Raw genomic sequence first — 25,383 nt, forward strand, 5'->3', positions numbered from 1 at the left:
TTTATCGATAACCTACGGTTTCTTGTAGGAGGCAATCGTTGTACCCTGATAGAAATACGCCAAAATTTCGGATGCCGTTTTGCCCTGCTTCGCCATCCCTTCGGCGCCGTACTGGCTCATGCCGACTCCGTGGCCGTTGCCGTGGGTCGTGAACGTGATCGCATCGCCTTCGATTTTCCAGGAAAAATCGGTCGAGGGCAGCCCCAGCGCCTGCCGGAAGTCAGGGCCGCTCATCACTTTGCCGGCGACCCGGATTTTTTTCACCCGGTGACTCGCTGAAGTCTCCACTACTTGCAGCATCTGTCCCTGGTTGGCGGCAGTGACGACCGCGTTGATGCCCAGCAACCGGTGAAATTCCTGCAGCGGCATTGTTTTGGTACGCGTCGCATGTTTCGACTGCGCGTCCCACGGGCAATCGACCGATCGCAGGTACGGCAAGGCCCGGCCAAAATAATCCTGCGAATCCTCCGTCTTTCCGTTCGATGCGGAAAAAAACATCGCGTCGATCGGCACCCCGTTATAGGTCACAATCTGCCCTTTCGTCTCGTTGACCGCCTGCACGATTTTGTTCATCTTCAACTGGTACTCCATGATGCCCCACTGCTGCTTCAGCTTCTCGTCGCTGCTGTAGGCCTGCGTATCCCGGTAATCGTCGGTCACATGGGCTCCTTCGATCAGCGAATTTTTCTGAATGCGGCGGATTGCATTCGTGCGGGCGGCGATCGCCTGCGCTTTCAGCGCCTCCAGCGGAAAATCGGCCGGCATCTCGGCGGCCACCACGCCTTTCACATATTCCTCGAGCGGCATCTCGACAACCTGGTTTTTTTCCTTCAGGAGCACTTTGATCTTCATGTCATCGGTGGCAACTGCCAGATGGGGAGCGGGCTGTTCCCTTTTCGGCAACATGCTGACCAATCCTGCCGGAATTGCCAGCATGAGTGCGAGCGTTGCGGCGAGCATGATGACGACCGGTTTGTTTGCGGCAGTTGTTTGATTCAACAGCCATTCCCCCCTGAGCAAAGTCTATCAAATGTATATGTGCAACTTGTACCCGTATGCCCCTTGCATGATAGACTTGCTTCGCCGCCGGTTGCGACAGTGGGGTATTCTTTGCTTTATTCGCTGGGAGAATCAAAAATCCGCTTTTTCATCGCCTGTCCCGTCGGGGTCATGGCCAGCCCACCGAGAGCGGTTTCCCGCAGCGAAACCGGCATTCGCTTGCCGATTTCGTACATGGCGGCGATCACCTCATCGCAGGGAATCCGGCTTTCCACACCGGCCAGCGCCATGTCGGCCGCCGCGAAGGCGATCGCCGTGCCGATCACATTCCGTTTGATGCACGGCACCTCCACCAAACCTGCCACCGGATCGCAGACAAGACCCAACAGGGATTTCAGCGCGATGGCTGTTGCATTGACCGCCTGCTCGGGCGTTCCGCCCTTCAATTCCACAATGGCACCGGCCGCCATCGCGGTGGCCGACCCCACTTCCGCTTGACAGCCGCCGGCCGCTCCTGAAATAAAAGCGCGGTTGGCGATCACATAACCGAGAGCGCTTGCGGTGAACAATCCCATCACCAACTGGTCGTACGAGAGCCCGCAATTCTCTTGCAGTGAAAACAGGCAGCCGGGCAAAACTCCGGCGGCGCCCGCCGTCGGAGTCGCCACGATCACTCCCATCCGGGCGTTCGTCTCCGATGTGGCAAACGAGAACCGCATCGCATCGACGATGATGTTGCCGGAGAGAAAATCCCCTTTTTCCTTGTAAACGCCCATCCGATACGCGTCCCCGCCGGAAATGCCGCTTGGCGAGGAGGACCGGTCGGACACGCCTGTTTCAATCGCCTGTTTCATCTTGAGCAGACGTTCCTTCATCATGCTGATGATCGTATCCCGGGTGCGGCCCGACTTGCTGATTTCAACATCGAGCATGACTTCTGCGATGCTCTTGTTTTCCCGTTCGCAGTGAAGCAGCAGTTCCTGCATCGATTGGAAATCGATCGGCATTTTCATCTACCTCACCTGAAAATTGATGACACGGGTCCGATTTTCCTTGTGCAGCACCATGGAACACGCGGTATTCAATGGAATATCAACCTGAAACTGATCGATCAAGAAAATTTTTGATAATCCGCCGCCCAACGAAACGCCGCCGACCATCACGGCGTCACCATTCTTTTCCGCATGGATGAGCAGCGTATTCGGATGGTCATAATAGGGGCACTCCTCCTCCAGCTTGAAAACGGTCGCCATCCCGCATTCAGAGGCAAGTTTGAGCGCGTGTTTGATTCGCAGATCATCCGTGCCCATTCCCAACAGTCCGCCGACGATTGCTTTATCCGTGCCATGTCCCCTGTATGTTTGAGAAAAAGAGCCATAAAATGTGATTTCCGCCCGCTCCGGGATCCCGTGCAGGAGCTGGTGCACAAAATTCCCGATCGTCACCACGCCGGCCGTGTGCGAACTGGACGGACCGACCATGACCGGCCCGATAATGTCAAAACAGCTGTTGTACTCCATCGCTCTCTCCTCCGGAACGACATGATTTTTAAAAAGAAAGGAAGGACAGAGAGGGGTAGACCGCTTTCCCCTTCTCCGTCCTTCCGTTCGATCAAAAAAGGACAAAGCAAGGGCAGACTGTCTACCCTCGCTCTGTCCTTTTACCGGAAAGTTTAACTCCCGTTCGCGGGAGTTTTCCCCTTTGGTGGCTGATGCTCTCTCCAGAGTGCGTCCGATTGCAGTCCTTTTACCTGAGAGATTGGTCCCAAGGATTTTTGGGACTTGCCCCTTCGGTGCCGAACGGCCGGTTCGGTCTCTCCCGCAATCGTCATCCGCCGCTATGCAGTTTCGTAACGTGTTACTTCTATTATATAGCAACCGGTGAAAAAAAGCCATTACTCGACGCGCACAATGTCCGCTCCGATCGTACGGAGCTTGTCTTCCAGTTTCAAGTAACCGCGGTCTATGTGGTGGAGTCCGTTGACTTCCGTTTCCCCCTGCGCTCCCAGTCCGGCGATCACAAGCGCGGCCCCCGCCCGCAGGTCGCTTGCCGTAACGCTCGCTCCGGTCAGGTAGGGGACCCCGGTGATCAGCGCGGTGCGTCCCTCAATCTTGATGTCGGCTCCCATTCGCTGCAGTTCCGCCACATGCATGAACCGATTTTCAAATACGCTTTCCGTCACCAGGCTGTTGCCGGGCAAAACGGTCAGCAGCGCCATCATCTGCGCCTGCATGTCAGTCGGGAATCCGGGATACGGCAGCGTCTTGACATCCAACGGACGGTTGCCGGGACCGCCGATCGCCCGTATCCCGTTCACATCTTCCTCGATCTGGATGCCCGCTTCTTTCAGTTTGGCGATCACCGGCTTCAAATGGTTGGAAATCGCTCCTTCCACATACACGTCGCCGCCGGTCATCGCCGACGCGATCAGGAACGTGCCCGCCTGAATCCGGTCGGGGATCACGGTGTGATTCGCGCCCCGCAGCGATTCGACGCCATCGATGCGGATCACATCCGTACCCGCCCCGCGCACACTGGCGCCCATCGCGTTCAAATAGTTCGCCAGATCGACGATCTCCGGTTCCTTCGCCGCGTTTTCGATAATCGTCCTGCCTTCCGCCAGAGCGGCTGCCATCATGATGTTCTGCGTGGCACCGACGCTTTGGATATCCAGATAAATTCGGGTTCCTTTTAACCGATTCCCTTTCACGCGAGCTTCCACGTGGCCGCGGCCGACTTCGACTTCCGCACCGAGCGCCTGAAATCCTTTGATATGTTGGTCAACCGGTCTTGCTCCGATCGCACAACCGCCCGGCAACGCGACACGGGCACGGCCCATGCGGGCTAACAAAGGTCCCATCACAAGAAAAGAAGCCCGCATTCTGCGAACCAGCGATTCTTTGGCGATCCATTCCTTCACGTTGCGCGAGTCGACATGCAAGACCGTTTCGCTTTCCCGACGAACTTCTGCCCCTAAAGCGATGATGACTTCACTGATGGTTTCAACATCCGTCAACCATGGAACGTCCTCGATCACACTGGTTCCTTCCGATGCAAGAATCGATGCCGCCAGAATCGGCAACACCGCATTTTTTGCACCGTCCACTTTTACGCTGCCAGACAGGCGGTTTCCGCCACGAATCAAAAACTTTGACAATGTTGGTACCTCCGCTCAGGGTGGGCTGTTGTCCCGGACTTAGCTGTTAATACTCAATCGTCACAATCGGCGAACCAACGAGGATGCGGGTCTTTTTTTGATAGGCGTCGTGATGAACCGCCACCTGCAGATTCATCCGCTTCCCGTTGGTGGATATGTACTCTTTGGCCAATGGAGAGTACCCTGATACGCTTGCCAGCCAGTCGGAACGAAATGCTTCCACTTCGCGCGCATCGACGGACGCAAACATCCGTTGAATGAGCGAGTTTCGTTCCATAACATCAATTTTATCATTGCGAAAACCTTTGATACAAGCGCTAATTTGTGGGGTGACGCCGGCTTGGGCGGCCGTATTTTTTACTTTTTCGATCGAATCGGTAATACCCCGCAAATCGCTTGCCTCCCGCTCGATTTTGATGACGAGCACGGTTTGCGGCTGCTGTTGCAGGTTCATGGAAGTGAGAATGAGCGACACGGCCGTACTCGTATCCCACTGTCCGTGCAATTGGTAGACGTGTTGCTGGCCGTCGCTGTTTTTGTATTCGCGCGCATCGGGAATGCCCAGGGACGCGTTGAGATTTTGGCCGATTTTTGCCAGTTCGTCCAACGGCATATACGTATGGTTGACGATCGACCAGTTATGCACAAAATAGCCCTCCACCTGCCCGCCGCTCGCTGCAAATACGCGGGTCAGCAGTTCGCCGATGTGCATCTGGCTGGCCGTTGTCGAGCGGGCTGGGTATGCGTAAGCCGCTCCGATGAGGAAGCAAATGATCGAGACGAACAAGACCGCTTTTTTCATAATCAATACATCCTCCCGCATGGTCAAATCTAGCACCCTATCAACCATGTTTGACCAATCCGGGAGGCGGTATACGCGAAGAAGCAGAAAAAGCGGGTGAGGTGGCCGGGGCCTCTAACGCAGATACTTCAACAGCAGCGATGCACTTAGATACTGCAGAAAAAATTGGCCTAGCTGAAACCCGAGCACAATGGCCACTATCAGCCGAAGCACCACCGCGGGCCCTCCCCGGTGGTCACGCAAAAATAAATCCCACTTAATGCTGCCTGACGCGTACCAGGCGACCGCAATCGCGATCAAATACACAATCAGCTGCATCAGTCCGTAGACACCTGTCGAAAACGGCAGCGACATCATCCGAAACACCTCCCTGCCGAAAAAGACCAACGGAGCAGGCCTTCGCCCCTCTCGTTGGTCTTGTCGCGGCCGATGCTCTTTTTACACCGGACCAAACCATTTCAAGTTTTCCAGAACGCGCAGAAATACGCCCGGCACAACGCCGAGTCCAACGGTCGCCACCAGTGCGACCCCGATCACCATCGACAGGCCGGCCGACGTCTGCAAACGCGGTTCGATGCCATCCGTCTCTTTTGTGAACATCAGGCGAATCACGCCAAAGTAATAGTAGAACGAAACGACGGATGCGGCAAACATGATGCCCGCCAGCCAGAACGACTGGCTGTGCACCGCCCCGAGGACGATCATAAACTTCCCGAAAAAGCCGGCTGTGACCGGCAGCCCCGCCATCGACAGCAAAAACAGGGACATCGCAACCGCCAAAAACGGGGACCGCCGGTACAATCCGCGGAACGATTCGACGCTTTCCGAACCGGCTTCGCGCGTCACGAGGACGATAATCGCAAACGCCCCCATCGTCATCAGCACATAGACCGCCAGGTAGAAAACCAGTTCCGTCATCGACTGCAGCAGATTCACCTGGCTCTGCGCCCTGCCCAATACGGCGACCGGTACCAGCAGGTAGCCCGCCTGGGCGATGCTCGAGTACGCCATCAGACGTTTGATGTTCTTTTGCGTGATGGCGGCAACGTTCCCGATGACCATCGTCAAAATCGCCAGTCCGGCAAACACGGTGTACACTTTCGCCATATAGTCTTTCGGCATCATCGAGAAGTACAGGAACAAAAACACCCGGAACAGCATCGCAAAACCGGCTGCCTTGGAAATCGCCGAAAGAAACGCGGTAATCGGCGTCGGGGCCCCTTCGTACGTGTCAGGCGTCCACATGTGGAACGGCACCATCGAGATTTTAATGCCGAATCCCGCGATCATCATCACGAATGACAGCAGCAGTAAAAATCCGAATTCGTCCCACAGGGGCCCGACAGACTGCATCGCCATCGCCAGGTTGGTGGTGCCTGTCAAGCCGTACACGAACGACATCCCGTACAGCGTGAGTGCCGTCCCGACCGCCCCGATCACCAAGTATTTCATCGCGCCTTCCGCCGATTTTGCATAATGGCGGCGCATTCCGGCCATGACATAGGAAGCGATCGACAACAGCTCAAGCCCCACAAACAGGGTGATCAGGTCGAGCGACGAAGCCATCACCATCGCCCCGACCGTGCCAAACAGCAAAAGATAGGTGTATTCTCCGCGCGGAAGCGGAACGTTCCGCAGATAATCGACCGACATCAGCAGTGTCAGCAGGGATCCAACCAGAAACACCAGCTTGAAAATGTTTCCATAGTCGTCCACGATGTACAGATAGCCTGATATTTGTTGCAGTTCCGTTGCCGTTTGCAACTTCAGCATGTTGCGGACGACCATGCCGCCGGCAACTAGAAGCGACAGCATCCCCAGCCAGGGCAGCAGCCGTTTTTGTTCACCTTTGAACAACAGGTCGAGCACCAGCAGCAAAAATCCCGCACCAACCAGCACCACTTCCGGTCCCATGGTATTCCAGACAGACAGAAAATCGAGTTGTTGCACCGTTTGCGGCATCGTCTATCCCCCTATCCTGGCGACAAGCTGCGACAAGGTCGGATTGATCAGGTCGCCTAACACTGCCGGATAGACACCGATCCATATGACAATCGCCAGGAGCAGTATCATCGGTACATATTCGAGCGCAGTCGCATCCCGTACGCCTTCCGAAAGCTGGCCGGCAGGACCGAAGGTGGTCCGCTGCATCGCCCACAGCAGATACACCGCCGCCAAAATGATGCCGGTCGTCCCGATCGCCGACAGAACCGGATGCTTCTGGAAAGCCCCCATGAACGAGACGATTTCCGAGACAAATCCGCTCATCCCCGGCAAACCGAGCGAACCGAGCGCCCCCGCCAGCAGGAAGCCCGACAAAATCGGGAGATGCCTAGAGAGCCCCCCCATCGCGTCGATCTGGAAGGTGCCGGTTCGTTCCTGAATCGCGCCGACGATGAAGAACAACAGTGCGGACAGCAGCCCAGAGGAGATCGTCATCAAAACGCCCCCCTGCAGGCCAGCGTTCGTGAGGGACGAGACCCCCAGCAGCACGATCCCCATGTGCGAAATGCTGGAGAACGCGAGCAGCCGTCGCCAGTCTTTTTGCGCCATCGCCAGCAAACCGCCGTAGACGATGTTGATCGCGCCGAACACCGCGATCATCGTACTGAAACGAGCGATCATATCCGGCAGGACGCCGACCCCCATGCGGAACAGCACATAGGCGCCGACCTTCATCAGGACGCCGCCGAGAATCATCGAGACGGCGGGCGACGCCTGTTCATGGCTGTCCGGCAGCCAGGTGTGGAACGGGAAGAACGCTTCTTCAATCAATACCGCAAAGAACAAGGCGAGGAAAACCCATTGCCGGTAGTCGCCCGGAATCGCGTCCCCGACCTGCTTGAACACATCGGCGATTTGCAAAACATTAAAACTCATGCTGCCGCTGCTGTAACCGGCAGCGTACGCCATGCCAAGGAACGAAACCAGGATGCCGACCGAAGCGAATCCCCGGTAAATCAGAAACTTGGTGGCGATCTTCCGCTTGTGGTCCCCGCCCCAGATCCCGATCAGGAAATACATCGGGATCAGGGTCAGCTCCAGGAACAGGAAGAACAGGAACAGGTCAAGCGAGACGAATACTCCGTACAGCCCGGTGACCAGCAGCAAGAACCAGACGAAATATTCCTTTGTCCGGTAGGTCACACGCCAGGACGCCAGTACCGCCAGCACGCTGACCAGGGCGGTCAACAGCACGAACGGCAGCGACAACCCGTCGACTCCCATATCGAGCCCGATCCGAGCAGAGCCGGTGGCAAACGCAAACGGAACGTGGATCCAATCACGCGCAACCGAATATTGTATGCCGGCCGCAGCTCTATCAAAACCGGACAGCAGCAGCAGGGCGCCGACAAACGAAAGCAGGGTGGCGAACAACGCAATCGATTTGATCTGCGATTTTGCACTGCCCGGAACGAACAGGACCAAGAGCGCTCCCAAGAGCGGCAGGAGTGGTATCGCAAGCAGCAGGTTGTTCATCCGATCACCCCTCCCAGATACAGACTGATGGCCACCAAAGCGGCCACGCCGAGCGATGTCAGCAGCCCGTACGTTTGGATCTGGCCGTTTTGCCCATACTTCAACCCGAGCGACGATGCGAAGGTGGTATGGCCCACCAAGGACACGATCCCGTCGACAATCCACCGGTCGATAAAGTTCAGGATTTTTCCGATCCAGATCAGCGGGATGACAATCACCGCATGGTAAATCTCATCGATAAAGAACTTGCGATACGACAGCGTATACAGCGGACCGCTGGCAGCAGCCACTTTGTCCGCATCGACGGTTCGTTTTCCGTACATCAAATAAGCCAGCAGGATCCCCGCCGCTCCCACCGCTGTGGAAGCGACTGCAGTCGTCCACGAGAACGCTTCGTGCACGCCAAGCTCCCCGCCGGAGAGCAGGAAATGGGCAAACGCATGGCCGAAAAACGGCGCGTTCACAAACCCGATCACCAACGACAGGATCGCCAGCAGCACCAGCGGAATCGTCATCACCGGCCCGCTTTCGTGTGGCTCGATCGATGCGTCCCCGCGATATTCCCCCGTGAAGGTCAGGAAAAATACGCGGAAGATATAGAACGCGGTGAAAAACGCCGCAACCGTTGCCAACACGGCCAGCACGGTGTGTCCGCTTGCAAAAGCGGCCGTCAGAATCTCATCTTTCGACCAGAAGCCAGCAAACGGCGGAATCCCCGAGAGGGCCAGCGCACCGAACAGGAAGGTCCATGTGGTGACCGGCATCTTTCGCCAAAGGCCGCCCATCTCCCGAATGTCCTGTGTATGTACCGCATGGATCACAGAACCAGCCGCCAGGAACAGCAACGCTTTAAAAAACGCATGTGTCATCAGGTGGAACGCAGACGCAACATAGGCGCTGACTCCCAACGCCAGCATCATGTAACCGAGCTGGGATACGGTCGAGTAAGCGATCACCCGCTTGATATCGTTTTGCGTCAAACCGATCGCCGCAGCGAATATCGCCGTAAACCCGCCGATTACTGCAACCACTGTCAAAGCGGTCGGAGACGCTTCAAACAGCGGGAATGTACGAGCCACCAGGTAGACTCCGGCAGCCACCATCGTTGCCGCGTGGATCAAGGCGGACACTGGCGTCGGGCCTTCCATCGCGTCAGGCAACCAGACATGCAGCGGGAACTGGGCCGATTTTCCGACCGCTCCGATAAAAATCAAGATCGCAGACAATGTGATGATCGTCTTGGCGTCGATCCCGAACAGTCCGTTTCCAACCGGATTCGCGGAATGGACCGCCGCAGCGGCAAACTGGAAAATCGCCTGGTAATCGAAGCTGCCCGCTGCCAGAAACAGCAAAATAATGCCGATAAACAGCCCGACGTCGCCAATTCTGGTAACGACGAACGATTTTTTGGCAGCAGCCGCCGCTTCCGGTTTAAAGTACCAGAACCCGACCAGCAGGTACGAACAAAGCCCGACCAGTTCCCAGAACACATACAACTGCAGCAGGTTGGGCGAGATGACCAGTCCCAGCATGGAGAACACGAACAAACTCAAGTATTGATAGAACACGGAGAACCGCTCGTCCCCGTGCATGTACCCCCTTGAAAAGAGCAGCACCAGCGTGCTGACAAAACTGACCACTACAAGCATCATCGCATTCAGCTGCGTCACTTCAAAACCGACGGTCAGCTTGACGTCGCCGATCGTCAGCCAATCGAACCTGTAAGCACCAGTGTAGCCGTGTGCCGCAACGTCCGCGAACACCAGCAGCGAGACGATAAATGCGGCTACCGATCCGGCGACCCCGACCGCTGTCACGATCCCCTCCTGCGCCCGTCGCCCGAGAACCAGCAGGATCAGGTAGGCCACAAGCGGGAAAAAGGGGATCAGCCAGGCATTCACTACCATACAATCACCATCCTTTTTGTCAACAAGTGACGAACGGGCCGCCAACCGGTTGCAAGCTGCCCTTCGCGCTCACCCGTCCCTGATTCTTGCGCCTTACCATTTGTTCAGGTTCATCTCTTTTACGTCGCTCGTGTTGCGGTTTCGGTAGAGGGCGATCAGCACGGCCAGCCCGACAGCCACTTCGCACGCCGCGATCACCATCGCGAACAGGGCAAACACCTGGCCGTTGACATTCGGCGACAGCCCCAGCCGAGAGAACGCCACCAGGTTGATGTTGGCCGCGTTCAGCATCAGTTCGATCGACACCAAAACGATGATGATGTTTCGCTTCCAAAGCACTCCGAACAATCCGAGACAGAACAGCACCGCCGCCAGCAGCAGGTATCGGACGATCGTCGGTTCCATCACTCTTCCCCTTTCCGCGCCAGAATGGCCGCGCCCACCAGGGCTACGATCAATACGACAGACACCAGTTCAAACGGAATCGCATACGACGTATACACCGCGTGTCCGACCGCTTTCACCGAGTTGCTGCCCCAGGCGGGAGCCGGATCCTGCGGCGACAGCTGCTGCCATTTCATCCAGTCGACCGAATTGAATCCCCAGTACAGCAGCCCGAGCAATCCGCCGGCCGCCACCACCGACAGCACGGTATGTGTGTCGAGCGGCGTTTGTTCCTGCGAACCGTGGTTGGTCAACATGATCGCAAAGATCATCAAGATCGTGATCGCGCCGGCGTAGATCAAGACTTGCGCAAACCCGACAAAATCAGCGTCGAGCAGGATGTACACACCCGCCACACCGATGAACACGCCGCCGATCAGGAGCGCCATGTGGATCACTTTGCGGGCGAACAGCATCGCCACCGCTGATCCGATGACGACCAGGCTGATCAGGATAAAAGCGATCATCTTACCTGTGAGAACTGGCAACGCCATTACTCGCCACCCGCCTTTTCCGCTCCGCTGCCCTGCACAGCCTTTTCCGCGCTGCCTGAACCGCCCTTTTCCACCGCCGCGCCTTTACCGGCCGCCTTGACTTCCGCATGCTCGGTCGTCGTCTTGTCCGTCTCGCCGGTCTTCAGGCCCTTGCGGGCATCATGCTGGCGGCCGTTTTCCGCCAGCCATTCGATGTTCTTGTACAGCGCGTCCCGGCTGTACTCGGCCAGCTCGAACGTGTCGGTCATCTGAATCGCTTCCGTCGGACAAACTTCGGTGCACAGGTCGCACAAAATGCAGATCTCAAAATTGATATCATACGTCTCGATGTGCAGTTTCCGGTCTTCCCCGCGGCTGCCGGACAGCGAAATGCAGCTGGTCGGACAGATGCGGGCGCATTGGTTGCAGACGATGCACAGCTCCGGATAGAACTTGTGCACGCCGCGGAACCGGTCCGGCCATTGCGGTTTCACTTCCGGATACAGCAGGGTGTATTTTTTCTTCGGCAGCTGGCTGATCGTCACGCTCAGACCTTTGAGTAATCCAAACATTGTCTCACCCCTTACTGCACCGCCAGCTTGATGCCTGCGGTCAGCAGAATGTTAAGCAGCGCCAGCGGGATCAGCACTTTCCAGCTGAAACTCATCAACTGGTCGTTGCGCACGCGCGGGAACGTCGCCCGCAACCAGAACATCAGGAAAATAAACGCGCCCGCCTTGATCGCATACCACAGCCAGCCGGGCAGGAGCGGCCCCGACCAGCCGCCGAAAAAGAGGGCGGCCGCCAGTCCGGCCATCGCCACGATATACACATACTCGGCCAGCATGTAGAACGCGAAGCGGAAACCGGAATACTCGGTGAAATATCCGGAAACCAGTTCCGACTCCGCTTCCGGTAGGTCGAACGGGGTCCGGTTCAGCTCGGCTGTGGCCGCAATGATGAACACGACAAATCCGAGAATCTGCGGCACCACAAACCACACGTACGGAAACTTCTCCTGCGCCTTGACGATCTCGACGATGTTCAACGAGCCGGCCATCAAAATCACGCCGAGCATCGACAGCGCAAGCGGAATCTCATAGGAGATCATCTGCGCCGCCGAGCGCAGACCGCCGATGATCGAGTATTTGTTGTTGGACGCCCAGCCGCCGATGACGATGCCGATGATCGAAATCGCGGACAACGCAATGTAGTAAAGAATCCCGACGTTTAACTCGGCCGTGAACAGATGAGTGGCCGAATAGGGAATCACCGCCAGCACCATGAACGCCGGCACATATGTAATCATCGGCGCCACCAGAAACATCAGGCGGTCCGCTTTTGCCGGCACGATGTCTTCCTTGATCAACAATTTCAGAATATCGGCGAACGATTGGTACAGCCCGAACGGCCCGACCCGGTTCGGCCCGATGCGCCCTTGCATCCAGCCGATGATTTTCCGTTCAAAGTAGATCGCGTACGTGACCACACCGAGCACGACCGCCAGCACCACAACCGCGCCGATCACCATTCCCAATGCGACAGCCGGAGTAAAAGGTTGATGGAGCCAGTCGAACATTATGCATCCACCTCCCCGAGCACGATGTCGACCGCGCCCAGTATCGCAATGAAGTTGGCCATGTTCTGGCCCTTCAGGAGACTGGGCAGAATCTGCAGGTTGTTAAACGACGGGCGGCGGATTTTCAGCCGGTACGGTTTGTCCTTGCCCTCCGATACGATGTACACGCCGAGTTCGCCCTTCGCCGCTTCCACCGCCGAATAGTACTCGCCGGCCGGCACGCGGATGATCTTCGGCACTTTCCCCATCACCGGGCCGTCCGGAATCTGCTCGAGCGCCTGTTCCACGATTTTCAGCGACTCTTCCATCTCGAGCATGTGGCACATGTAACGGTCGAAGCAGTCTCCATTTTGACCGACCGGAATTTCAAAATCGAACCGGTCGTAGATCGAATACGGCTTGTTCTTGCGAAGGTCCCATTTGAACCCGGTGCTGCGCAGGTTAATGCCGGACAATCCGTGATTGATCGCCGTCTCCGCGTCAAATGCGCCGATGCCTTTCACCCGACTGAGAAAAATTTCGTTCCCCGTCACCAGGTCATGATACATTTTCAATTTTTCGCGGAAATGCGGGATATAATCCCGAATCTCGTCAAGCCAGCCTTCCGGCGCATCATATTTGACGCCGCCCACCCGCATGTAGTTGTACGTAAGCCGTGCACCGCAAATTTTGTTGAAAAACTCGCAGATTTGTTCCCGTTCCTGGAACGCGTACAGGAATGGACTCATCGCACCCAAATCGAGCAGATAAGCTCCCAGGAACAGCAGGTGGGATGCGATCCGGTTCAGTTCGCAGACGATTACCCGCAGGTATTCCGCCCGCTCGGGAACCTGGATATCCATCGCCTGTTCGACCGCATGCACGATCGCATGGTTGTTCAGCATCGCCGCCAGGTAATCGAGCCGGTCAAAATACGGGATAATCTGCGTATACTGCAGATCTTCCGCCAATTTTTCGGTACCCCGGTGCAAATAGCCGATCACCGGTGTCGCATCGGTGATGATCTCGCCGTCGATTTTCACCACAACGCGGAACACTCCGTGCGTACTGGGATGTTGGGGACCGACGTTCAATAGCATTTCTTCCGTGCGAATTTCTGCCATGTTCCCCTCTACTCCTTCCACGGACTGAAATCTTTCCGCAACGGGTAGCCTTCGTAGTCTTCCGGCATCATGATCCGCCGCAGGTCCGGATGGCCGGTGAAGTTGACGCCCAGCAGGTCGTAAATCTCGCGCTCTTCCCAGTTGACGCCGTTGTAAATCGGGGTCAGGGAAGGCACTTCCGCATTTTCCCGCGGCGTCCTCGTCTTGAACGTGACGAAATAGCCGTGTTTCATCGAATACAGATACAGCACGACTTCGATGTACCCTTTGGCGGGATAATCGGTGCCCGCCATCACTTCCGGATAATCGAACAACAATTCCTCATCATACCGGAAAAATTCCACCACATCCCGCCAGCGTTCCCGTTTGATCACATAGGTCGGCTGATATTTGGCGAGATACGCGTCTTCCAGCACATCGTCGCCGAACTTGCCGACGATCCGCGCGCGGAATTTGTCCAGCAGCTTTTGCGCCGCTTCCTTCTTCGGATCTGGCTTCTCCTCTGCCGCTGCCGGTTTTGCCGCCTCCGCCGCAGGCTTCGCCGCTCCCGCTGCCGGCGCCGGTGTTACCTGCTTGCCCGGCTCAGCCGGCTTCTGCTGCGCCTCCGCTTTCTCCACCGCCTGCTCCGGCGGCAGTTTCTCCGCGATTTGCTCCTCCGGCTTCGGCGATTCCTGCTTTTTCGGATTCGCCTCCGCCGGCGTCGGTTGTTCCGCTTCCCCGCTTACTTTTTTCTCTTCCGTCACGTCCGAGGCACCCTCTTTCCTTTGGCCTCCAGCCGGATTTTTTCCTGCAGCTTGTTCAGTCCGTAGATCAGTGCCGGCGGCGACGGCGGACATCCCGGGATGTACACGTCGACCGGAATGTACTGGTCCACCCCTTTAACCACCGAATAGGAGCGCACATAAGGCCCGCCCGCAGTCGCGCACGACCCCATCGCCACGACCCATTTCGGATCGGGCATTTGATCATACAGCCGCTTGATGAGCGGTGCCATTTTCTTCGTCACCGTACCGGAGACAATGATGCAGTCCGCTTGCCGCGGAGAAGCCCGGAAGATGATCCCGAACCGGTCGAGGTCATAGTGGGAAGCGCCCGTCCCCATCATCTCGATCGCGCAGCATGCCAAACCAAACGTCAGCGGCCACAGCGAATTGCTGCGCGCCCACGCCTTGATCTGCTCCAGCGCCCCGACAAACACGCCCGCTTGCTGCAGTTGCATCGACTCTTCCGGCGTGAACCCCTCGAATTCAACGCGCGGTTGTTGGCTGTACCCCTTGATCACGTCCATTCCAACACCTTCTTCTTCCAAGCGTATGCCAATCCCACCAGCAGCAGCCCGACGAAAATCAGCACTTCGACAAAGCCGTACATCCCCAGTTCTGAGAAGGAAACGGCCCACGGATACAGGAACAGGATTTCCACATCAAACACGACAAACATCAAAGCGAACAGATAATAGCGGATGTTGTAGCGCACTTGCGCTTCTCCGAACGGCTCAATACCGCTTTCATAAGTCGTCAGCTTCTCGGCGGTCGGTTTGTTCGGACGCAAAAGAGGTCCGAGCACCATCAGCGAGCCGACGGGAAGTACAATGCCCAGCAGCAGGAACAATGCTACAAACAGATAACTGTTCCAGTACTCAAACATGAGGCGCTCCTCCAATATTGAGAAAGTTTTCACAGAACGATAGTATTATACCATATTATGACTGTATTTCGAAACGAACAAAAAATCAGCGGAAAAAGCCCACCTTGCCAATTACAGGTGGGCTTTCCTTCTATTTACTTGCGGTCTCTCGTTTTCGCCACTTGCAAGCGGTTGACCGCCCGCTGCAGAGCCAGCTCCGCGCGACGATACTCAAAGTTTTCGGCGCCGGAGGCGGCCAGGCGTTGTTCCGCACGCTGGCGCGCGCGTTCCGCCCGGTCGACGTCGATATCTTCCGGCAGCTCGGCAGCTTCTGCGAGAATCGTCACCTTGTCGGGTTTGACCTCCATAAAACCGCCCGACACGGCAATCAATTGTTCGCTGCCGTCCGGCAGCTTGATCCGGACAGCCGAAATCTTGAGCGTCGTCGCCAGCGGCGTGTGGCCCGGAAGTACCCCCAGGTCCCCGGCACCGCCGCGAGCGATTACCATTTGCGCGTCGCCGCTGAACACTTTGCGTTCAGGCGTTACGATTTCTACCGGAACGGTTTTCACATCGTTTCCCTCCTCGGCCGTATCGACCTTGGATTACATATTCTTGGCTTTTTCCACCACTTCGTCGATGGTGCCTGCATAACGGAATGCAACTTCCGGGATGTCGTCGTGCTTTCCTTCCAGAATCTCTTTGAAGCTGCGAACCGTTTCCTTAACCGGCACGAACACACCTGGCGTACCGGTGAACTGTTCAGCCACGTGGAACGGCTGCGACAGGAAGTTTTGAATCTTGCGAGCACGTGCGACGGTCAGTTTGTCTTCGTCAGACAGTTCGTCCATCCCCAGGATGGCGATGATGTCCTGCAGTTCGCGATACCGCTGCAGCACAGCCTGAACGCCGCGCGCCACGTGGTAATGCTCTTCGCCGACGATATCCGGAGACAGCGCACGGGAAGTCGACGCCAGCGGGTCAACCGCCGGGAAAATTCCAAGCTCCGCAATTTTACGTTCAAGCACCGTGGTCGCATCCAAGTGTGCGAACGCCGTTGCCGGAGCCGGGTCGGTGTAGTCGTCGGCCGGCACGTAAATCGCCTGGATGGATGTGATCGACCCGTGTTTGGTCGAGGTGATCCGTTCCTGCAGCTGACCCATCTCGGTTGCCAGCGTCGGCTGGTAACCCACCGCGGACGGCATCCGCCCGAGCAGCGCCGATACCTCGGAACCCGCTTGCGTGAAACGGAAAATGTTGTCGATAAACAGCAGGATGTCCCTGCCTTCCCGGTCACGGAAGTATTCGGCCATCGTCAACCCGGTCAGCGCCACCCGCAGGCGCGCCCCCGGCGGTTCATTCATCTGACCAAACACCATCGCCGTCTTCTCGATCACGCCGGAATCTTTCATTTCATGATACAGGTCGTTCCCTTCGCGCGTGCGCTCGCCGACCCCGGCAAACACCGAGTAACCGCCGTGCTGCTTGGCGATGTTGTGAATCAGTTCCTGCATTGTAACGGTCTTCCCAACACCGGCGCCCCCGAAAAGACCGATCTTGCCGCCCTTGATGTAGGGGGCCAGCAAGTCGATGACCTTGATCCCGGTCTCGAGGATTTCCACTTTTGTCGAAAGCTGCGTATATTCGGGCGCCGGACGGTGAATCGCATGGCGTTCTTCCGCCTCTACCGGTCCCGCTTCATCGATCGGTTCCCCGAGCACATTAAAAATCCGTCCAAGCGTCGCATGTCCGACCGGAACCGAAATCGGAGCCCCGGTATCGACAACTTCCATGCCGCGAACAAGGCCGTCCGTGGAGCCCATCGCAACCGTCCGCACCACGTTGTCTCCCAGGTGAACGGCCACTTCGACCGTCAGATTGATATCGCGTTCGCCTTTGTTTTGAGCTTTATGAGTAATGGTCAATGCGTTGTTCAGGGCAGGCAGTTTTCCTTCCGGAAACCGCACGTCCACGACCGGACCCATGACCTGAACGATACGTCCAGTGTTCATCCTTGTCCCTCCTGTCATCCGATTACTTCAGTGCTTCCGCGCCGCCGACAATTTCCGTAATCTGTGTGGTAATCGCCGCTTGACGCGCCCGGTTGAGGGACAACGTCAGGGTCGAAATCATCTCGGCCGCGTTATCGGTTGCGTTGCCCATCGCCGTCATGCGGGCGCCGAATTCGGAAGCTTTCGATTCAAGCAACGCGGAGTAAATCAGCGTTTCCGCATATTTCGGGAGAAGCGCGTCGAGCACCTCTTCCTCGGAAGGTTCGTACAGATAGTTCGCTTTCGGTTGATCGGCCGTTTCCCCGCCGACATCCTGCAGGGGCAGGATCTGCTTGGTCACCGGAACCTGCGAGATCGGCGAATTGAATTTGTTGTAAATCAAATGAACCTCGTCATACGTTCCGTCCTCATACAGCTTGACGATCGATTCGGCGATCCGTTTGATATCGGAAAATGCGGGAAAATCCGGCAACCCGGTGATCTCGCCGACAACCGGATACCCGCGCTTGCGGAAGAAGTCACGGCTCTTGCGCCCGATCGCAAAAATGACATATTCGTCGCGCGACTTGCCTTTGAATTCGTTCAGCGCATGGCGGATCACCTGCGCGTTGAACGAACCAGCCAGTCCGCGGTCCGCGGAAAATACCACATACCCGACTTTCTTGACGGGACGCTTGACCAGCATCGGGTGGCGGGCACCTCCCGCCCGCGCGATGCTGCCGATCACTTCCTCCAGTTTCGCCGCATACGGCCGGGCCAGCCCCACGCGCTCCTGGGCGCGGCGGAGCCGTGCAGCCGCTACCATTTTCATCGCTTTCGTGATTTGCTGTGTATTTTTAATGCTTCGAATACGCCGCCGTATTTCGCGAGCACTCGCCATCTCGTTTCACCACCTTGTCCACGGGTCTGTCCCAAGGGCATATCGCGCAACTTGGTCTCTCCGCCGCATGCAATTGACAGCCGCAAAACGGCTCCCAACCCCTAGCGCATTCCAAATGCCAAGTCGCGCCTCATTCTTTTATCCGGCAAACGTGGCCTTGAATTTTTGCACCGCTTCCTTCAGCTGGTTGACCGTTTCGTCTGACAGATCTTTCGTCTCGGCAATCGCCTTCGGAATTTGCGGATAATGGGTATCCACGAATGCCAGAAACTCCCGTTCAAAGCGCTGCACGCTTTCGACCGGAATATCGTCCAACGCGCCGTTGGTACCTGCCCAGATCGAAATCACCTGTTTTTCAACCGGCACCGGCTGATACTGCGGTTGCTTCAGCAGTTCCACCAGGCGAGCGCCGCGGTTCAGACGAGCTTGCGTCGCTTTGTCCAGATCGGATCCGAATTGGGCAAACGCCTGCAGTTCGCGGTATTGCGCCAACTCCAGGCGGAGAGTGCCGGCAACCTTCTTCATCGCTTTGATTTGCGCCGCACCCCCTACCCGGGAAACGGACAGACCGACGTTGACAGCCGGACGGATCCCAGAGTAGAACAGATCCGATTCAAGGAAAATCTGACCGTCCGTAATCGAGATCACGTTGGTCGGAATATAAGCGGATACGTCCCCCGCCTGAGTTTCGATAAACGGCAGCGCGGTCAGCGAGCCGCCACCCAGTTTATCGGACAGTTTTGCGGCACGTTCCAACAAACGGGAGTGCAAATAGAACACGTCGCCAGGGAATGCTTCCCGGCCGGGAGGACGACGCAGCAACAGCGACAGTTCGCGGTATGCAGCCGCTTGTTTGGACAGGTCGTCATAGATGCAGAGCACATGTCCGCCCTTGTACATGAAATACTCACCCATCGCGCAACCGGCATAGGGAGCCAGGAACAGGAGCGGAGCCGGTTCCGATGCGGACGCGGTCACGACGATCGTGTATTCCATCGCGCCGTGCTTGCGCAGCGTTTCCACCACTTGCGCGACGGTCGACTGCTTCTGCCCGATCGCCACATAGATACAGATCACGCCTTGTCCTTTCTGGTTGATGATCGTATCGATCGCAACCGCCGTTTTACCGGTCTGCCGGTCGCCGATGATCAATTCCCGCTGGCCGCGGCCGATCGGAATCATCGAGTCGATCGCCTTGATCCCGGTTTGCAGCGGTTCGTGCACCGATTTCCGGTCGATCACGCCGGGAGCCGGGGATTCGATCGGCCGGAACTCTTTCGTCTCGATCGGACCGCGTCCGTCAACCGGTTGCCCGAGTGGGTTCACAACGCGGCCGATCAACGCTTCGCCAACCGGAACCTGCGCGATATTGCCGGTCCGCTTTACTGTGTCACCTTCCTTGATACCGGAAACGCTGCCAAGAATCACGCAACCGACGTTGTCTTCCTCCAGGTTCAACGCCATCCCGATTTCGCCGTTCGGGAATTCGAGCAGCTCGCCGGCCATCACTTTTTCCAGTCCGTGAATGCGGGCGATCCCGTCCCCGACCTGGATGACGGTGCCCACGTCATATACTTGGATATCAGCTTTGTAATTCTCGATTTGCTGTTTGATTAACGCACTGATTTCTTCAGGACGAATGCTCATTTTTTCACCCCTATCTACCGTACTTGGTTCCGCTTGAGAGACTGGCCAAACCGTTCCAACTGACCCTGCACGGTCGCGTCGATCACCCGGTCGCCCACTTTCAGCCGGGCACCCGCAATCAATTCCGGCTTGACGGACGCGGTGAGGTCCAGTTGTTTGCCGCAAGCAGCCCCAAGCTTTTCCGCAAGCTGCTTCAGATCATCGGCAGACAGCGCGACTGCCGTCTCGATATGGGCCTTCACCCGGCCTCTGTGCTCGTCTGCCAGACGCGTGTATTGCTCATAGATATTCGCCAGCTGGTCTTCGCGGCGACGGTCCAGCAGCAGCCGGAACAGATTCATCACCGTGTTGGAGACGACTTCCCCGAACAACTCCGCCACCTGCTGTTTTTTCACATCCGGGGAGATGGCCGGATGCTGCAGGATCCGCTTCAGTTCCGGATGTTCGTTCAAAGCAGCGAGGATCGTGGCCAAATCGGCTTCTACGCCATCGATGTTGTTCTGCTCCCTGGCGATGGAGAACAGTGCATCCGCATACCGCTTTGCAACGGCCCCGCCTAGCATACCCGTTCCCCCATCTCTTTCACCGCTTCGTCAAACAACGCCTTGTGCTTTGCCGAATCGACTTCCTTGCTGATGATCTTGCCGGCCAAAAGCACCGCCAATTCGCCAACCTGCTGGCGCAGTTCCGCGATCGCCAGCTCTTTCTCGCGGTTGATGTCGGCAACCGCCTCTTCCTTGATCCGCTTCGCTTCCGCTTCGGCAGCAGCGATGATCTCAGCCGCCTGCTTCTCGCCGGTGCGGCGGGCGTTCTCAATCAGATCGGCCGCTTCCCGCTTGGCAGCCTCAATCGCCGCCTGCTGCTCTTTGGCCAGCCTTTCCGCTTCCTGGCGGTTTTGTTCGGCTGTCGCAATCTGATTTTCAATGTAGCGTTGGCGCTCGTTCATCATTTTCAAGAGCGGGCCAAATGCGACCTTCTTCAAAAAGAGGAACAAAATCGCAAATACGATCAGTTGAAACAAAGCTGTACCCAAAAACGGTGACACCTAGGTTCACTCCTTTCCATCAAGGACAAACGACAATGGACATAATTAAGGCGAGAACAAGCCTGTCTTGTCCCGCCCAACGAGCCAGCAAGAGCCCGCCCCTGATTAGATTCGACCGAACAGAATCAAACCGATCGCCAGCGCGATAACCGGGAGCGCTTCGACCAGACCGAGGCCGATCAGCGCTTGCGTGAACAGCAGACCGCGAGCTTCCGGCTGCCGTGCGATCCCTTCGATATAGCGGCTCAACACCAAACCGTTACCGATACCTGCGCCGACTGCAGCCAGCCCCATGATGATACCTACCGCGAGAACTGTCAAATTCATCTGTAAATAACCTCCTTGTTTTCTCTGCGTGATCGAAATTCACTTTAGTTAATGATGCTCGCCATGCGGAATCTTCTGACCGATATACACAAGCGTCAGAACTGTAAAGACGAATGCCTGCACCGTACCGACAAACAGTGAGTAAGCCAACCAGATGAACATCGGGATGCTGCCGGCGGCAACCCCAGGCACCCAGCCCATTTGCAGCGGCATGCCCACCAGGATCCCCAACAGCACTTCGCCCGCAAAAATGTTCCCGAAGAGACGCAAACCGAGCGTCAGGAACTTCGGAAGCTCTTCCACCAGATGAAGGGGCAACATGAACACATTCGGGGACACCCAGTGCTTGAAGTATTCGCCGGGCCGGGTCAGACCCACCAGATGGCTGAGCAGCACCATCGTTACCCCCATCGTCATCGCGACGGTAAAGTCGGCCGTCGGAGACATCCAGAACGAGTAGTGACCCTCTTTCTCAATGCCAAAACCATGCTGCAGATGAGCTGTGATATTGGTGATCAACCCCATCTGATTGGATACAAACAACCAAACAAACAGCGTCGCGCCAAGCGGCAGCCAAGTCTCCGCATGTTTCGGCCCGACCGTGTCGGCAGCCAGCCCGCGAATGAAGTCGACAATCATTTCGAAGAAATTCTGCATCCCGCTCGGACGGCGCATATCGAGGCGTCGCACAGCCGCCAAGGCAATCAGCGCGACGATCACCGAAGCCACGATCGACATCAAAGCCACCGTCAGGTTCAATCGAAGCCCCGGGATCCCAAAGAGATTGATTTCAGGAAACAAGTGCTCTCCCATTTATTTCACCCCTTCCGGTTTGGAATGCTGATCTTTCTTCCTATGCGCGAACATGTCCACGAAGATGACGATCTGATGGGTAAACAGCGCAGCGATCATCGCGTAGACGTTCGGATAGGCGAGCTTGTGCGCAACCATCACGGCGAAAGCCACCACAGCGATCCGGGCGATGAAAGGCATCACCGGTTTCTTCCGGCCACCCCGCATCGCGACCGCCATCGCCATCTCCGCTTGCCTTGCCACGCTGACGGCAAAGTAAACGCTTACGGCCGCTCCGATTGCCAGACCCGAAAAAATCGATTTCCATGCAGGCGCAACCACCCATAGCACGATCCACACCACGGTGATCAAAAGGGTCCATGTAACCGTCCGCCGAACCAATTGTCTCGCTTCTTCCATACACGCAACGGCTCCTGGTGTTTCACTATGTAATACGGGTGTACCTCGCTGTGAAATCGACCGAGACAATCGTACAATATAGGAAGATTGATGTCAACGAGGCACAGACCCGCTTTTCCTTTCTTTAATACACGCTTCACGGAACTTTCACAAATCTGTAAAATTTAGCCAGTCTGAACGTGCGGCCTGTCCACTGCCGGGCCAAGGATTGCATGCGCTCGCGGCATTCGGTTGCTTCAATCGCGCTCGACAACCATCGCCACTCCCTGCCCGCCGCCGATGCACAGCGTAGCCAGTCCGCGCTTGCCATTGCGTTTTTCCAGCTCGTGCAGCAAAGTCACCAGCACACGTGCTCCGCTCGCTCCGATCGGATGGCCCAGCGCGATGGCGCCGCCGTTGACGTTCAGCTTCTCGCGGGGGATTTCCAAATCTTTGCCCACCGCCAGCGACTGCGCGGCAAACGCTTCGTTCGCTTCCACCAGGTCGATGTCGTTCATGCTGAGCCCCGATTTTTCCAGCACTTTGCGGGTGGCGCAGATCGGCCCCAGGCCCATCACAGACGGATCGAGACCGGCCGACGCATAGGCGGCGATTCGCGCCAGCGGCTTCAACCCGAGTTCGCGCGCTTTCTCGGCCGACATCACGAGCAGCGCGGCCGCTCCGTCGTTGATACCCGATGCGTTGCCTGCAGTGACGGTTCCGTCCTTTTTGAACGCGGGCCGCAGTTTGGCCAGCACTTCTTTTGTGGTGCCGGCACGCGGAAACTCGTCCTGGTCAAAGATCAGCGGGTCGCCTTTTTTGGTTGGAATCTCCACCGGCACGATCTCGTCCCGAAAGCGGCCGGCCTTGATCGCCGCTTCCGCTTTCTGCTGGCTCCAGGCGGCAAACTCATCCTGCTCGTCGCGCGTTAACCCATATTTTTCCGCAATGTTTTCCGCCGTAATCCCCATGTGATAATCAAAGAATGCACACCACAGGCCGTCACGGATCATCGAATCGACGACCTTCCCATCTCCCATCCGGTACCCGGCGCGGGCCCCTTCCAGAAGATAAGGCGCCCGGCTCATGTTTTCCATGCCGCCGGCCAGGATGACATCCGCATCGCCCGCTTTGATCGCTTGTGCCGCCAACATGACGGCTTTCAAGCCGGATCCGCAGACTTTGTTGATCGTCACCGCCGGTACCGACTCGTGAAAGCCCGCCTTGATCCACGCCTGCCGCGCCGGATTTTGGCCGAGTCCGGCCTGCAGTACGTTGCCCATGATCACTTCGTCCACCTGTTCATGACTGACGCCGGCACGCGAAAGCGCTTTCTTCAATACAATACTGCCCAACTCGGTTGCCGGAATTCCGGCCAGCGACCCTTGAAAACTTCCGATCGCCGTACGGACTGCGCTGACAATCACAGCTTCTCTCGTCATTTTGCATCTCCCGCCTCTCCCAAATTTTCACTCTTGCTGTTTGATTCCCTGCCGGTTCCTTTCTGCCTGCATCAAGCTTTGAAGGGGCCCGGCCAGATGACCGGGCCGATTGTTACACTTCAAATTCGTCCGGGCGCGGCCCCCGTCCATAATGGTACAGAATCGCCTGGACGATTCGTTCGGCCGCCAGACCGTCGCCGTATGGATTGGCCGCGATCGCCATCGCGCGATGCGCCTGCGGATCGTTCAGCAGTTCGTACGCAAGCCGGTAGACGGTGGCTTCGTCGGTGCCGGCCAATTTTAGCGTACCGGCGGCGATCCCTTCCGGGCGTTCCGTCGTATCGCGCAGAACCAGCACCGGCACCCCGAGCGACGGCGCTTCCTCCTGAATGCCACCGGAATCGGTCAGGATCAGATAGGCGCGCGCCATAAAGTTGTGCGTGTCGACCACATCGAGCGGGTCGATCAGGTGCACGCGCGGATGTCCGCCGAGGATCGCCCGCGCCGGCTCCTGCACCGCCGGGTTCAAATGAACCGGATAGACAAGCGCCACATCGTCATGATCTTCGACGATCCGCCGCACCGCCCGGAAAATGTTCTCCATCTTCTCGCCGATATTTTCCCGCCGATGGGCCGTCATGAAAATCAGCCGCCGCCCCTCCCCAATCGCGTCGAGAATCGGGTGCGAATAATCGGTGCGCACCGTCGTCTTCATCGCATCGATCGCGGTGTTGCCGGTCACAAAAATCCTTTCCGGATTTTTCCGTTCCTGCAACAGATTCCGCGCCGATTCGCGCGTCGGAGCAAAGTGCAGATCGGCCATCACGCCGGTCAACTGGCGATTCATTTCTTCCGGGAACGGCGAATATTTGTCGTATGTGCGAAGGCCCGCCTCCACATGGCCGATCGCCACCTGCCGGTAAAAAGCGGCCAGCGCCGCCACGAACGTCGTCGTCGTATCGCCGTGCACCAGTACGATATGCGGCTCTACTTCCGCCAGCACCTGCTCCAGCCCTTCCAGCGCCTTCAGCGTGATGCCTGTCAGCGTTTGCCGGGGCTCCATAATGTCCAGATCGTAATCCGGCTCGATTTGAAAAATCTCCAGTACCTGGTCCAGCATCTGCCGGTGCTGTGCCGTCACGCACACTTTCGAATCGATCGCGGGCGCCGCTTTTTCCAGCTCTTTTACAAGCGGCGCCATCTTGATCGCCTCCGGACGCGTGCCGAACACTGTCAGTACTCGAATCGGTTCCATGTTCGCTCTCCCTG

27 protein-coding genes, 1 pseudogene and 1 riboswitch are annotated in these 25,383 nt (G+C 57.1%); all 28 genes and pseudogenes read right to left on the bottom strand.

What is annotated here, in order from left to right; genetic code table 11:
- Positions 1-12 precede the first annotated feature (12 nt).
- On the bottom strand, positions 13-999 hold the full coding sequence (gene spoIID / locus C230_RS0115390) for a stage II sporulation protein D (RefSeq protein ID WP_018132945.1): 987 nt from the start codon (positions 997-999) through the stop codon (positions 13-15).
- 116 nt (positions 1,000-1,115) lie between these two features.
- On the bottom strand, positions 1,116-2,012 hold the full coding sequence (gene sdaAA, locus C230_RS0115395) for an L-serine ammonia-lyase, iron-sulfur-dependent, subunit alpha (protein ID WP_018132946.1): 897 nt from the start codon (positions 2,010-2,012) through the stop codon (positions 1,116-1,118).
- On the bottom strand, positions 2,013-2,519 hold the full coding sequence (locus tag C230_RS0115400) for a serine dehydratase beta chain (RefSeq protein ID WP_018132947.1): 507 nt from the start codon (positions 2,517-2,519) through the stop codon (positions 2,013-2,015).
- Between the two features lie 208 nt (positions 2,520-2,727).
- Positions 2,728-2,830: riboswitch (glycine riboswitch) on the bottom strand.
- A gap of 63 nt (positions 2,831-2,893) precedes the next feature.
- Positions 2,894-4,156: a UDP-N-acetylglucosamine 1-carboxyvinyltransferase gene (murA, locus tag C230_RS0115405; RefSeq protein WP_018132948.1), complete on the bottom strand. Its 1,263-nt coding sequence runs from the start codon at positions 4,154-4,156 to the stop codon at positions 2,894-2,896.
- Between the two features lie 46 nt (positions 4,157-4,202).
- Positions 4,203-4,958: a YwmB family TATA-box binding protein gene (locus C230_RS21510; RefSeq protein ID WP_018132949.1), complete on the bottom strand. Its 756-nt coding sequence runs from the start codon at positions 4,956-4,958 to the stop codon at positions 4,203-4,205.
- Positions 4,959-5,072: 114 nt separating this feature from the next.
- Positions 5,073-5,315, bottom strand: a complete 243-nt coding sequence (locus C230_RS0115415) for a DUF1146 family protein (RefSeq protein ID WP_018132950.1) — start codon at positions 5,313-5,315, stop codon at positions 5,073-5,075.
- Between the two features lie 81 nt (positions 5,316-5,396).
- Positions 5,397-6,920 carry an NADH-quinone oxidoreductase subunit N gene (locus C230_RS0115420; protein WP_018132951.1) on the bottom strand — a complete coding sequence of 508 codons (1,524 nt, stop codon included), beginning with the start codon at positions 6,918-6,920 and terminating at the stop codon, positions 5,397-5,399.
- A 3-nt stretch (positions 6,921-6,923) separates the two neighbouring features.
- Entirely contained in the window at positions 6,924-8,438 is a 1,515-nt protein-coding gene (locus tag C230_RS0115425) for a complex I subunit 4 family protein (RefSeq protein ID WP_018132952.1), read from the bottom strand.
- Positions 8,435-10,345, bottom strand: coding sequence for an NADH-quinone oxidoreductase subunit L (gene nuoL, locus C230_RS0115430; RefSeq protein ID WP_018132953.1), 1,911 nt, complete (start codon positions 10,343-10,345; stop codon positions 8,435-8,437). The genes C230_RS0115425 and nuoL overlap by 4 nt, the downstream gene beginning before the upstream one ends.
- A 93-nt stretch (positions 10,346-10,438) precedes the next feature.
- Positions 10,439-10,750 (bottom strand): NADH-quinone oxidoreductase subunit NuoK, encoded by a 312-nt coding sequence (nuoK, locus tag C230_RS0115435; RefSeq protein WP_018132954.1) that lies wholly within the window; start codon positions 10,748-10,750, stop codon positions 10,439-10,441.
- Positions 10,750-11,283: an NADH-quinone oxidoreductase subunit J gene (locus tag C230_RS0115440; RefSeq protein ID WP_018132955.1), complete on the bottom strand. Its 534-nt coding sequence runs from the start codon at positions 11,281-11,283 to the stop codon at positions 10,750-10,752. The genes nuoK and C230_RS0115440 overlap by 1 nt, the downstream gene beginning before the upstream one ends.
- Before the next feature lie 173 nt (positions 11,284-11,456).
- A pseudogene (locus C230_RS20720) lies at positions 11,457-11,834 on the bottom strand (NuoI/complex I 23 kDa subunit family protein); the annotation flags it as partial.
- Between the two features lie 11 nt (positions 11,835-11,845).
- A complete protein-coding gene (gene nuoH / locus C230_RS0115450; protein ID WP_018132957.1) occupies positions 11,846-12,841 on the bottom strand; it encodes an NADH-quinone oxidoreductase subunit NuoH in 996 nt (331 codons plus the stop codon).
- Entirely contained in the window at positions 12,841-13,944 is a 1,104-nt protein-coding gene (locus tag C230_RS0115455; protein WP_018132958.1) for an NADH-quinone oxidoreductase subunit D, read from the bottom strand. Before C230_RS0115455 ends, nuoH begins: the two co-directional genes overlap by 1 nt.
- An 8-nt stretch (positions 13,945-13,952) precedes the next feature.
- Positions 13,953-14,687: an NADH-quinone oxidoreductase subunit C gene (locus C230_RS20725; protein WP_018132959.1), complete on the bottom strand. Its 735-nt coding sequence runs from the start codon at positions 14,685-14,687 to the stop codon at positions 13,953-13,955.
- The gene (locus C230_RS0115465) at positions 14,684-15,232 is read right to left on the bottom strand and encodes a NuoB/complex I 20 kDa subunit family protein (protein ID WP_018132960.1); all 549 of its coding nucleotides are present in this window, start codon (positions 15,230-15,232) and stop codon (positions 14,684-14,686) included. Before C230_RS0115465 ends, C230_RS20725 begins: the two co-directional genes overlap by 4 nt.
- Positions 15,223-15,591, bottom strand: coding sequence for an NADH-quinone oxidoreductase subunit A (locus C230_RS0115470; RefSeq protein WP_018132961.1), 369 nt, complete (start codon positions 15,589-15,591; stop codon positions 15,223-15,225). Before C230_RS0115470 ends, C230_RS0115465 begins: the two co-directional genes overlap by 10 nt.
- Positions 15,592-15,725: 134 nt before the next feature.
- A complete protein-coding gene (locus tag C230_RS0115475) occupies positions 15,726-16,142 on the bottom strand; it encodes a F0F1 ATP synthase subunit epsilon (protein ID WP_018132962.1) in 417 nt (138 codons plus the stop codon).
- A 33-nt stretch (positions 16,143-16,175) separates the two neighbouring features.
- The gene (gene atpD, locus C230_RS0115480; protein WP_018132963.1) at positions 16,176-17,582 is read right to left on the bottom strand and encodes a F0F1 ATP synthase subunit beta; all 1,407 of its coding nucleotides are present in this window, start codon (positions 17,580-17,582) and stop codon (positions 16,176-16,178) included.
- Positions 17,583-17,604: 22 nt separating this feature from the next.
- The gene (gene atpG, locus C230_RS0115485; RefSeq protein WP_018132964.1) at positions 17,605-18,462 is read right to left on the bottom strand and encodes an ATP synthase F1 subunit gamma; all 858 of its coding nucleotides are present in this window, start codon (positions 18,460-18,462) and stop codon (positions 17,605-17,607) included.
- Between the two features lie 138 nt (positions 18,463-18,600).
- The gene (atpA, locus tag C230_RS0115490) at positions 18,601-20,109 is read right to left on the bottom strand and encodes a F0F1 ATP synthase subunit alpha (RefSeq protein WP_018132965.1); all 1,509 of its coding nucleotides are present in this window, start codon (positions 20,107-20,109) and stop codon (positions 18,601-18,603) included.
- Between the two features lie 14 nt (positions 20,110-20,123).
- Positions 20,124-20,672: a F0F1 ATP synthase subunit delta gene (locus tag C230_RS0115495; RefSeq protein ID WP_018132966.1), complete on the bottom strand. Its 549-nt coding sequence runs from the start codon at positions 20,670-20,672 to the stop codon at positions 20,124-20,126.
- A complete protein-coding gene (atpF, locus tag C230_RS0115500; protein WP_018132967.1) occupies positions 20,666-21,154 on the bottom strand; it encodes a F0F1 ATP synthase subunit B in 489 nt (162 codons plus the stop codon). The genes C230_RS0115495 and atpF overlap by 7 nt, the downstream gene beginning before the upstream one ends.
- A 105-nt stretch (positions 21,155-21,259) precedes the next feature.
- Complete coding sequence (atpE, locus tag C230_RS0115505) at positions 21,260-21,481, bottom strand: F0F1 ATP synthase subunit C (protein ID WP_018132968.1); 222 nt, start codon at positions 21,479-21,481, stop codon at positions 21,260-21,262.
- A gap of 48 nt (positions 21,482-21,529) precedes the next feature.
- Positions 21,530-22,294 (bottom strand): F0F1 ATP synthase subunit A, encoded by a 765-nt coding sequence (atpB, locus tag C230_RS0115510; RefSeq protein ID WP_018132969.1) that lies wholly within the window; start codon positions 22,292-22,294, stop codon positions 21,530-21,532.
- On the bottom strand, positions 22,295-22,693 hold the full coding sequence (locus tag C230_RS0115515; protein ID WP_018132970.1) for an ATP synthase subunit I: 399 nt from the start codon (positions 22,691-22,693) through the stop codon (positions 22,295-22,297).
- A gap of 236 nt (positions 22,694-22,929) precedes the next feature.
- Positions 22,930-24,114, bottom strand: coding sequence for an acetyl-CoA C-acetyltransferase (locus tag C230_RS0115520; protein WP_018132971.1), 1,185 nt, complete (start codon positions 24,112-24,114; stop codon positions 22,930-22,932).
- Positions 24,115-24,226: 112 nt separating this feature from the next.
- On the bottom strand, positions 24,227-25,369 hold the full coding sequence (wecB, locus tag C230_RS0115525; RefSeq protein ID WP_018132972.1) for a non-hydrolyzing UDP-N-acetylglucosamine 2-epimerase: 1,143 nt from the start codon (positions 25,367-25,369) through the stop codon (positions 24,227-24,229).
- Between the last annotated feature and the right edge of the window lie 14 nt (positions 25,370-25,383).

It is taken from the genome of Effusibacillus pohliae DSM 22757 (genome assembly GCF_000376225.1).
Lineage (GTDB): Bacteria > Bacillota > Bacilli > Tumebacillales > Effusibacillaceae > Effusibacillus > Effusibacillus pohliae.

Coding starts and splice junctions, on each gene's coding strand:
- C230_RS0115415 (WP_018132950.1), bottom strand. CDS start 5,315: ATGATGTCGCTGCCGTTTTCGACAGGTGTCTACGGACTGATGCAGCTG.
- nuoL (WP_018132953.1), bottom strand. CDS start 10,345: ATGGTAGTGAATGCCTGGCTGATCCCCTTTTTCCCGCTTGTGGCCTAC.
- atpG (WP_018132964.1), bottom strand. CDS start 18,462: ATGGCGAGTGCTCGCGAAATACGGCGGCGTATTCGAAGCATTAAAAAT.
- C230_RS0115440 (WP_018132955.1), bottom strand. CDS start 11,283: ATGGCGTTGCCAGTTCTCACAGGTAAGATGATCGCTTTTATCCTGATC.
- C230_RS0115420 (WP_018132951.1), bottom strand. CDS start 6,920: ATGCCGCAAACGGTGCAACAACTCGATTTTCTGTCTGTCTGGAATACC.
- C230_RS0115425 (WP_018132952.1), bottom strand. CDS start 8,438: ATGAACAACCTGCTGCTTGCGATACCACTCCTGCCGCTCTTGGGAGCG.
- nuoK (WP_018132954.1), bottom strand. CDS start 10,750: ATGGAACCGACGATCGTCCGATACCTGCTGCTGGCGGCGGTGCTGTTC.
- wecB (WP_018132972.1), bottom strand. CDS start 25,369: ATGGAACCGATTCGAGTACTGACAGTGTTCGGCACGCGTCCGGAGGCG.
- atpA (WP_018132965.1), bottom strand. CDS start 20,109: ATGAGCATTCGTCCTGAAGAAATCAGTGCGTTAATCAAACAGCAAATC.
- C230_RS0115515 (WP_018132970.1), bottom strand. CDS start 22,693: ATGGAAGAAGCGAGACAATTGGTTCGGCGGACGGTTACATGGACCCTT.
- sdaAA (WP_018132946.1), bottom strand. CDS start 2,012: ATGAAAATGCCGATCGATTTCCAATCGATGCAGGAACTGCTGCTTCAC.
- atpD (WP_018132963.1), bottom strand. CDS start 17,582: ATGAACACTGGACGTATCGTTCAGGTCATGGGTCCGGTCGTGGACGTG.
- atpB (WP_018132969.1), bottom strand. CDS start 22,294: ATGGGAGAGCACTTGTTTCCTGAAATCAATCTCTTTGGGATCCCGGGG.
- C230_RS21510 (WP_018132949.1), bottom strand. CDS start 4,958: ATGAAAAAAGCGGTCTTGTTCGTCTCGATCATTTGCTTCCTCATCGGA.
- atpE (WP_018132968.1), bottom strand. CDS start 21,481: ATGAATTTGACAGTTCTCGCGGTAGGTATCATCATGGGGCTGGCTGCA.
- C230_RS0115465 (WP_018132960.1), bottom strand. CDS start 15,232: ATGGACGTGATCAAGGGGTACAGCCAACAACCGCGCGTTGAATTCGAG.
- C230_RS0115470 (WP_018132961.1), bottom strand. CDS start 15,591: ATGTTTGAGTACTGGAACAGTTATCTGTTTGTAGCATTGTTCCTGCTG.
- nuoH (WP_018132957.1), bottom strand. CDS start 12,841: ATGTTCGACTGGCTCCATCAACCTTTTACTCCGGCTGTCGCATTGGGA.
- C230_RS0115400 (WP_018132947.1), bottom strand. CDS start 2,519: ATGGAGTACAACAGCTGTTTTGACATTATCGGGCCGGTCATGGTCGGT.
- C230_RS0115520 (WP_018132971.1), bottom strand. CDS start 24,114: ATGACGAGAGAAGCTGTGATTGTCAGCGCAGTCCGTACGGCGATCGGA.
- C230_RS0115495 (WP_018132966.1), bottom strand. CDS start 20,672: ATGCTAGGCGGGGCCGTTGCAAAGCGGTATGCGGATGCACTGTTCTCC.
- C230_RS0115455 (WP_018132958.1), bottom strand. CDS start 13,944: ATGGCAGAAATTCGCACGGAAGAAATGCTATTGAACGTCGGTCCCCAA.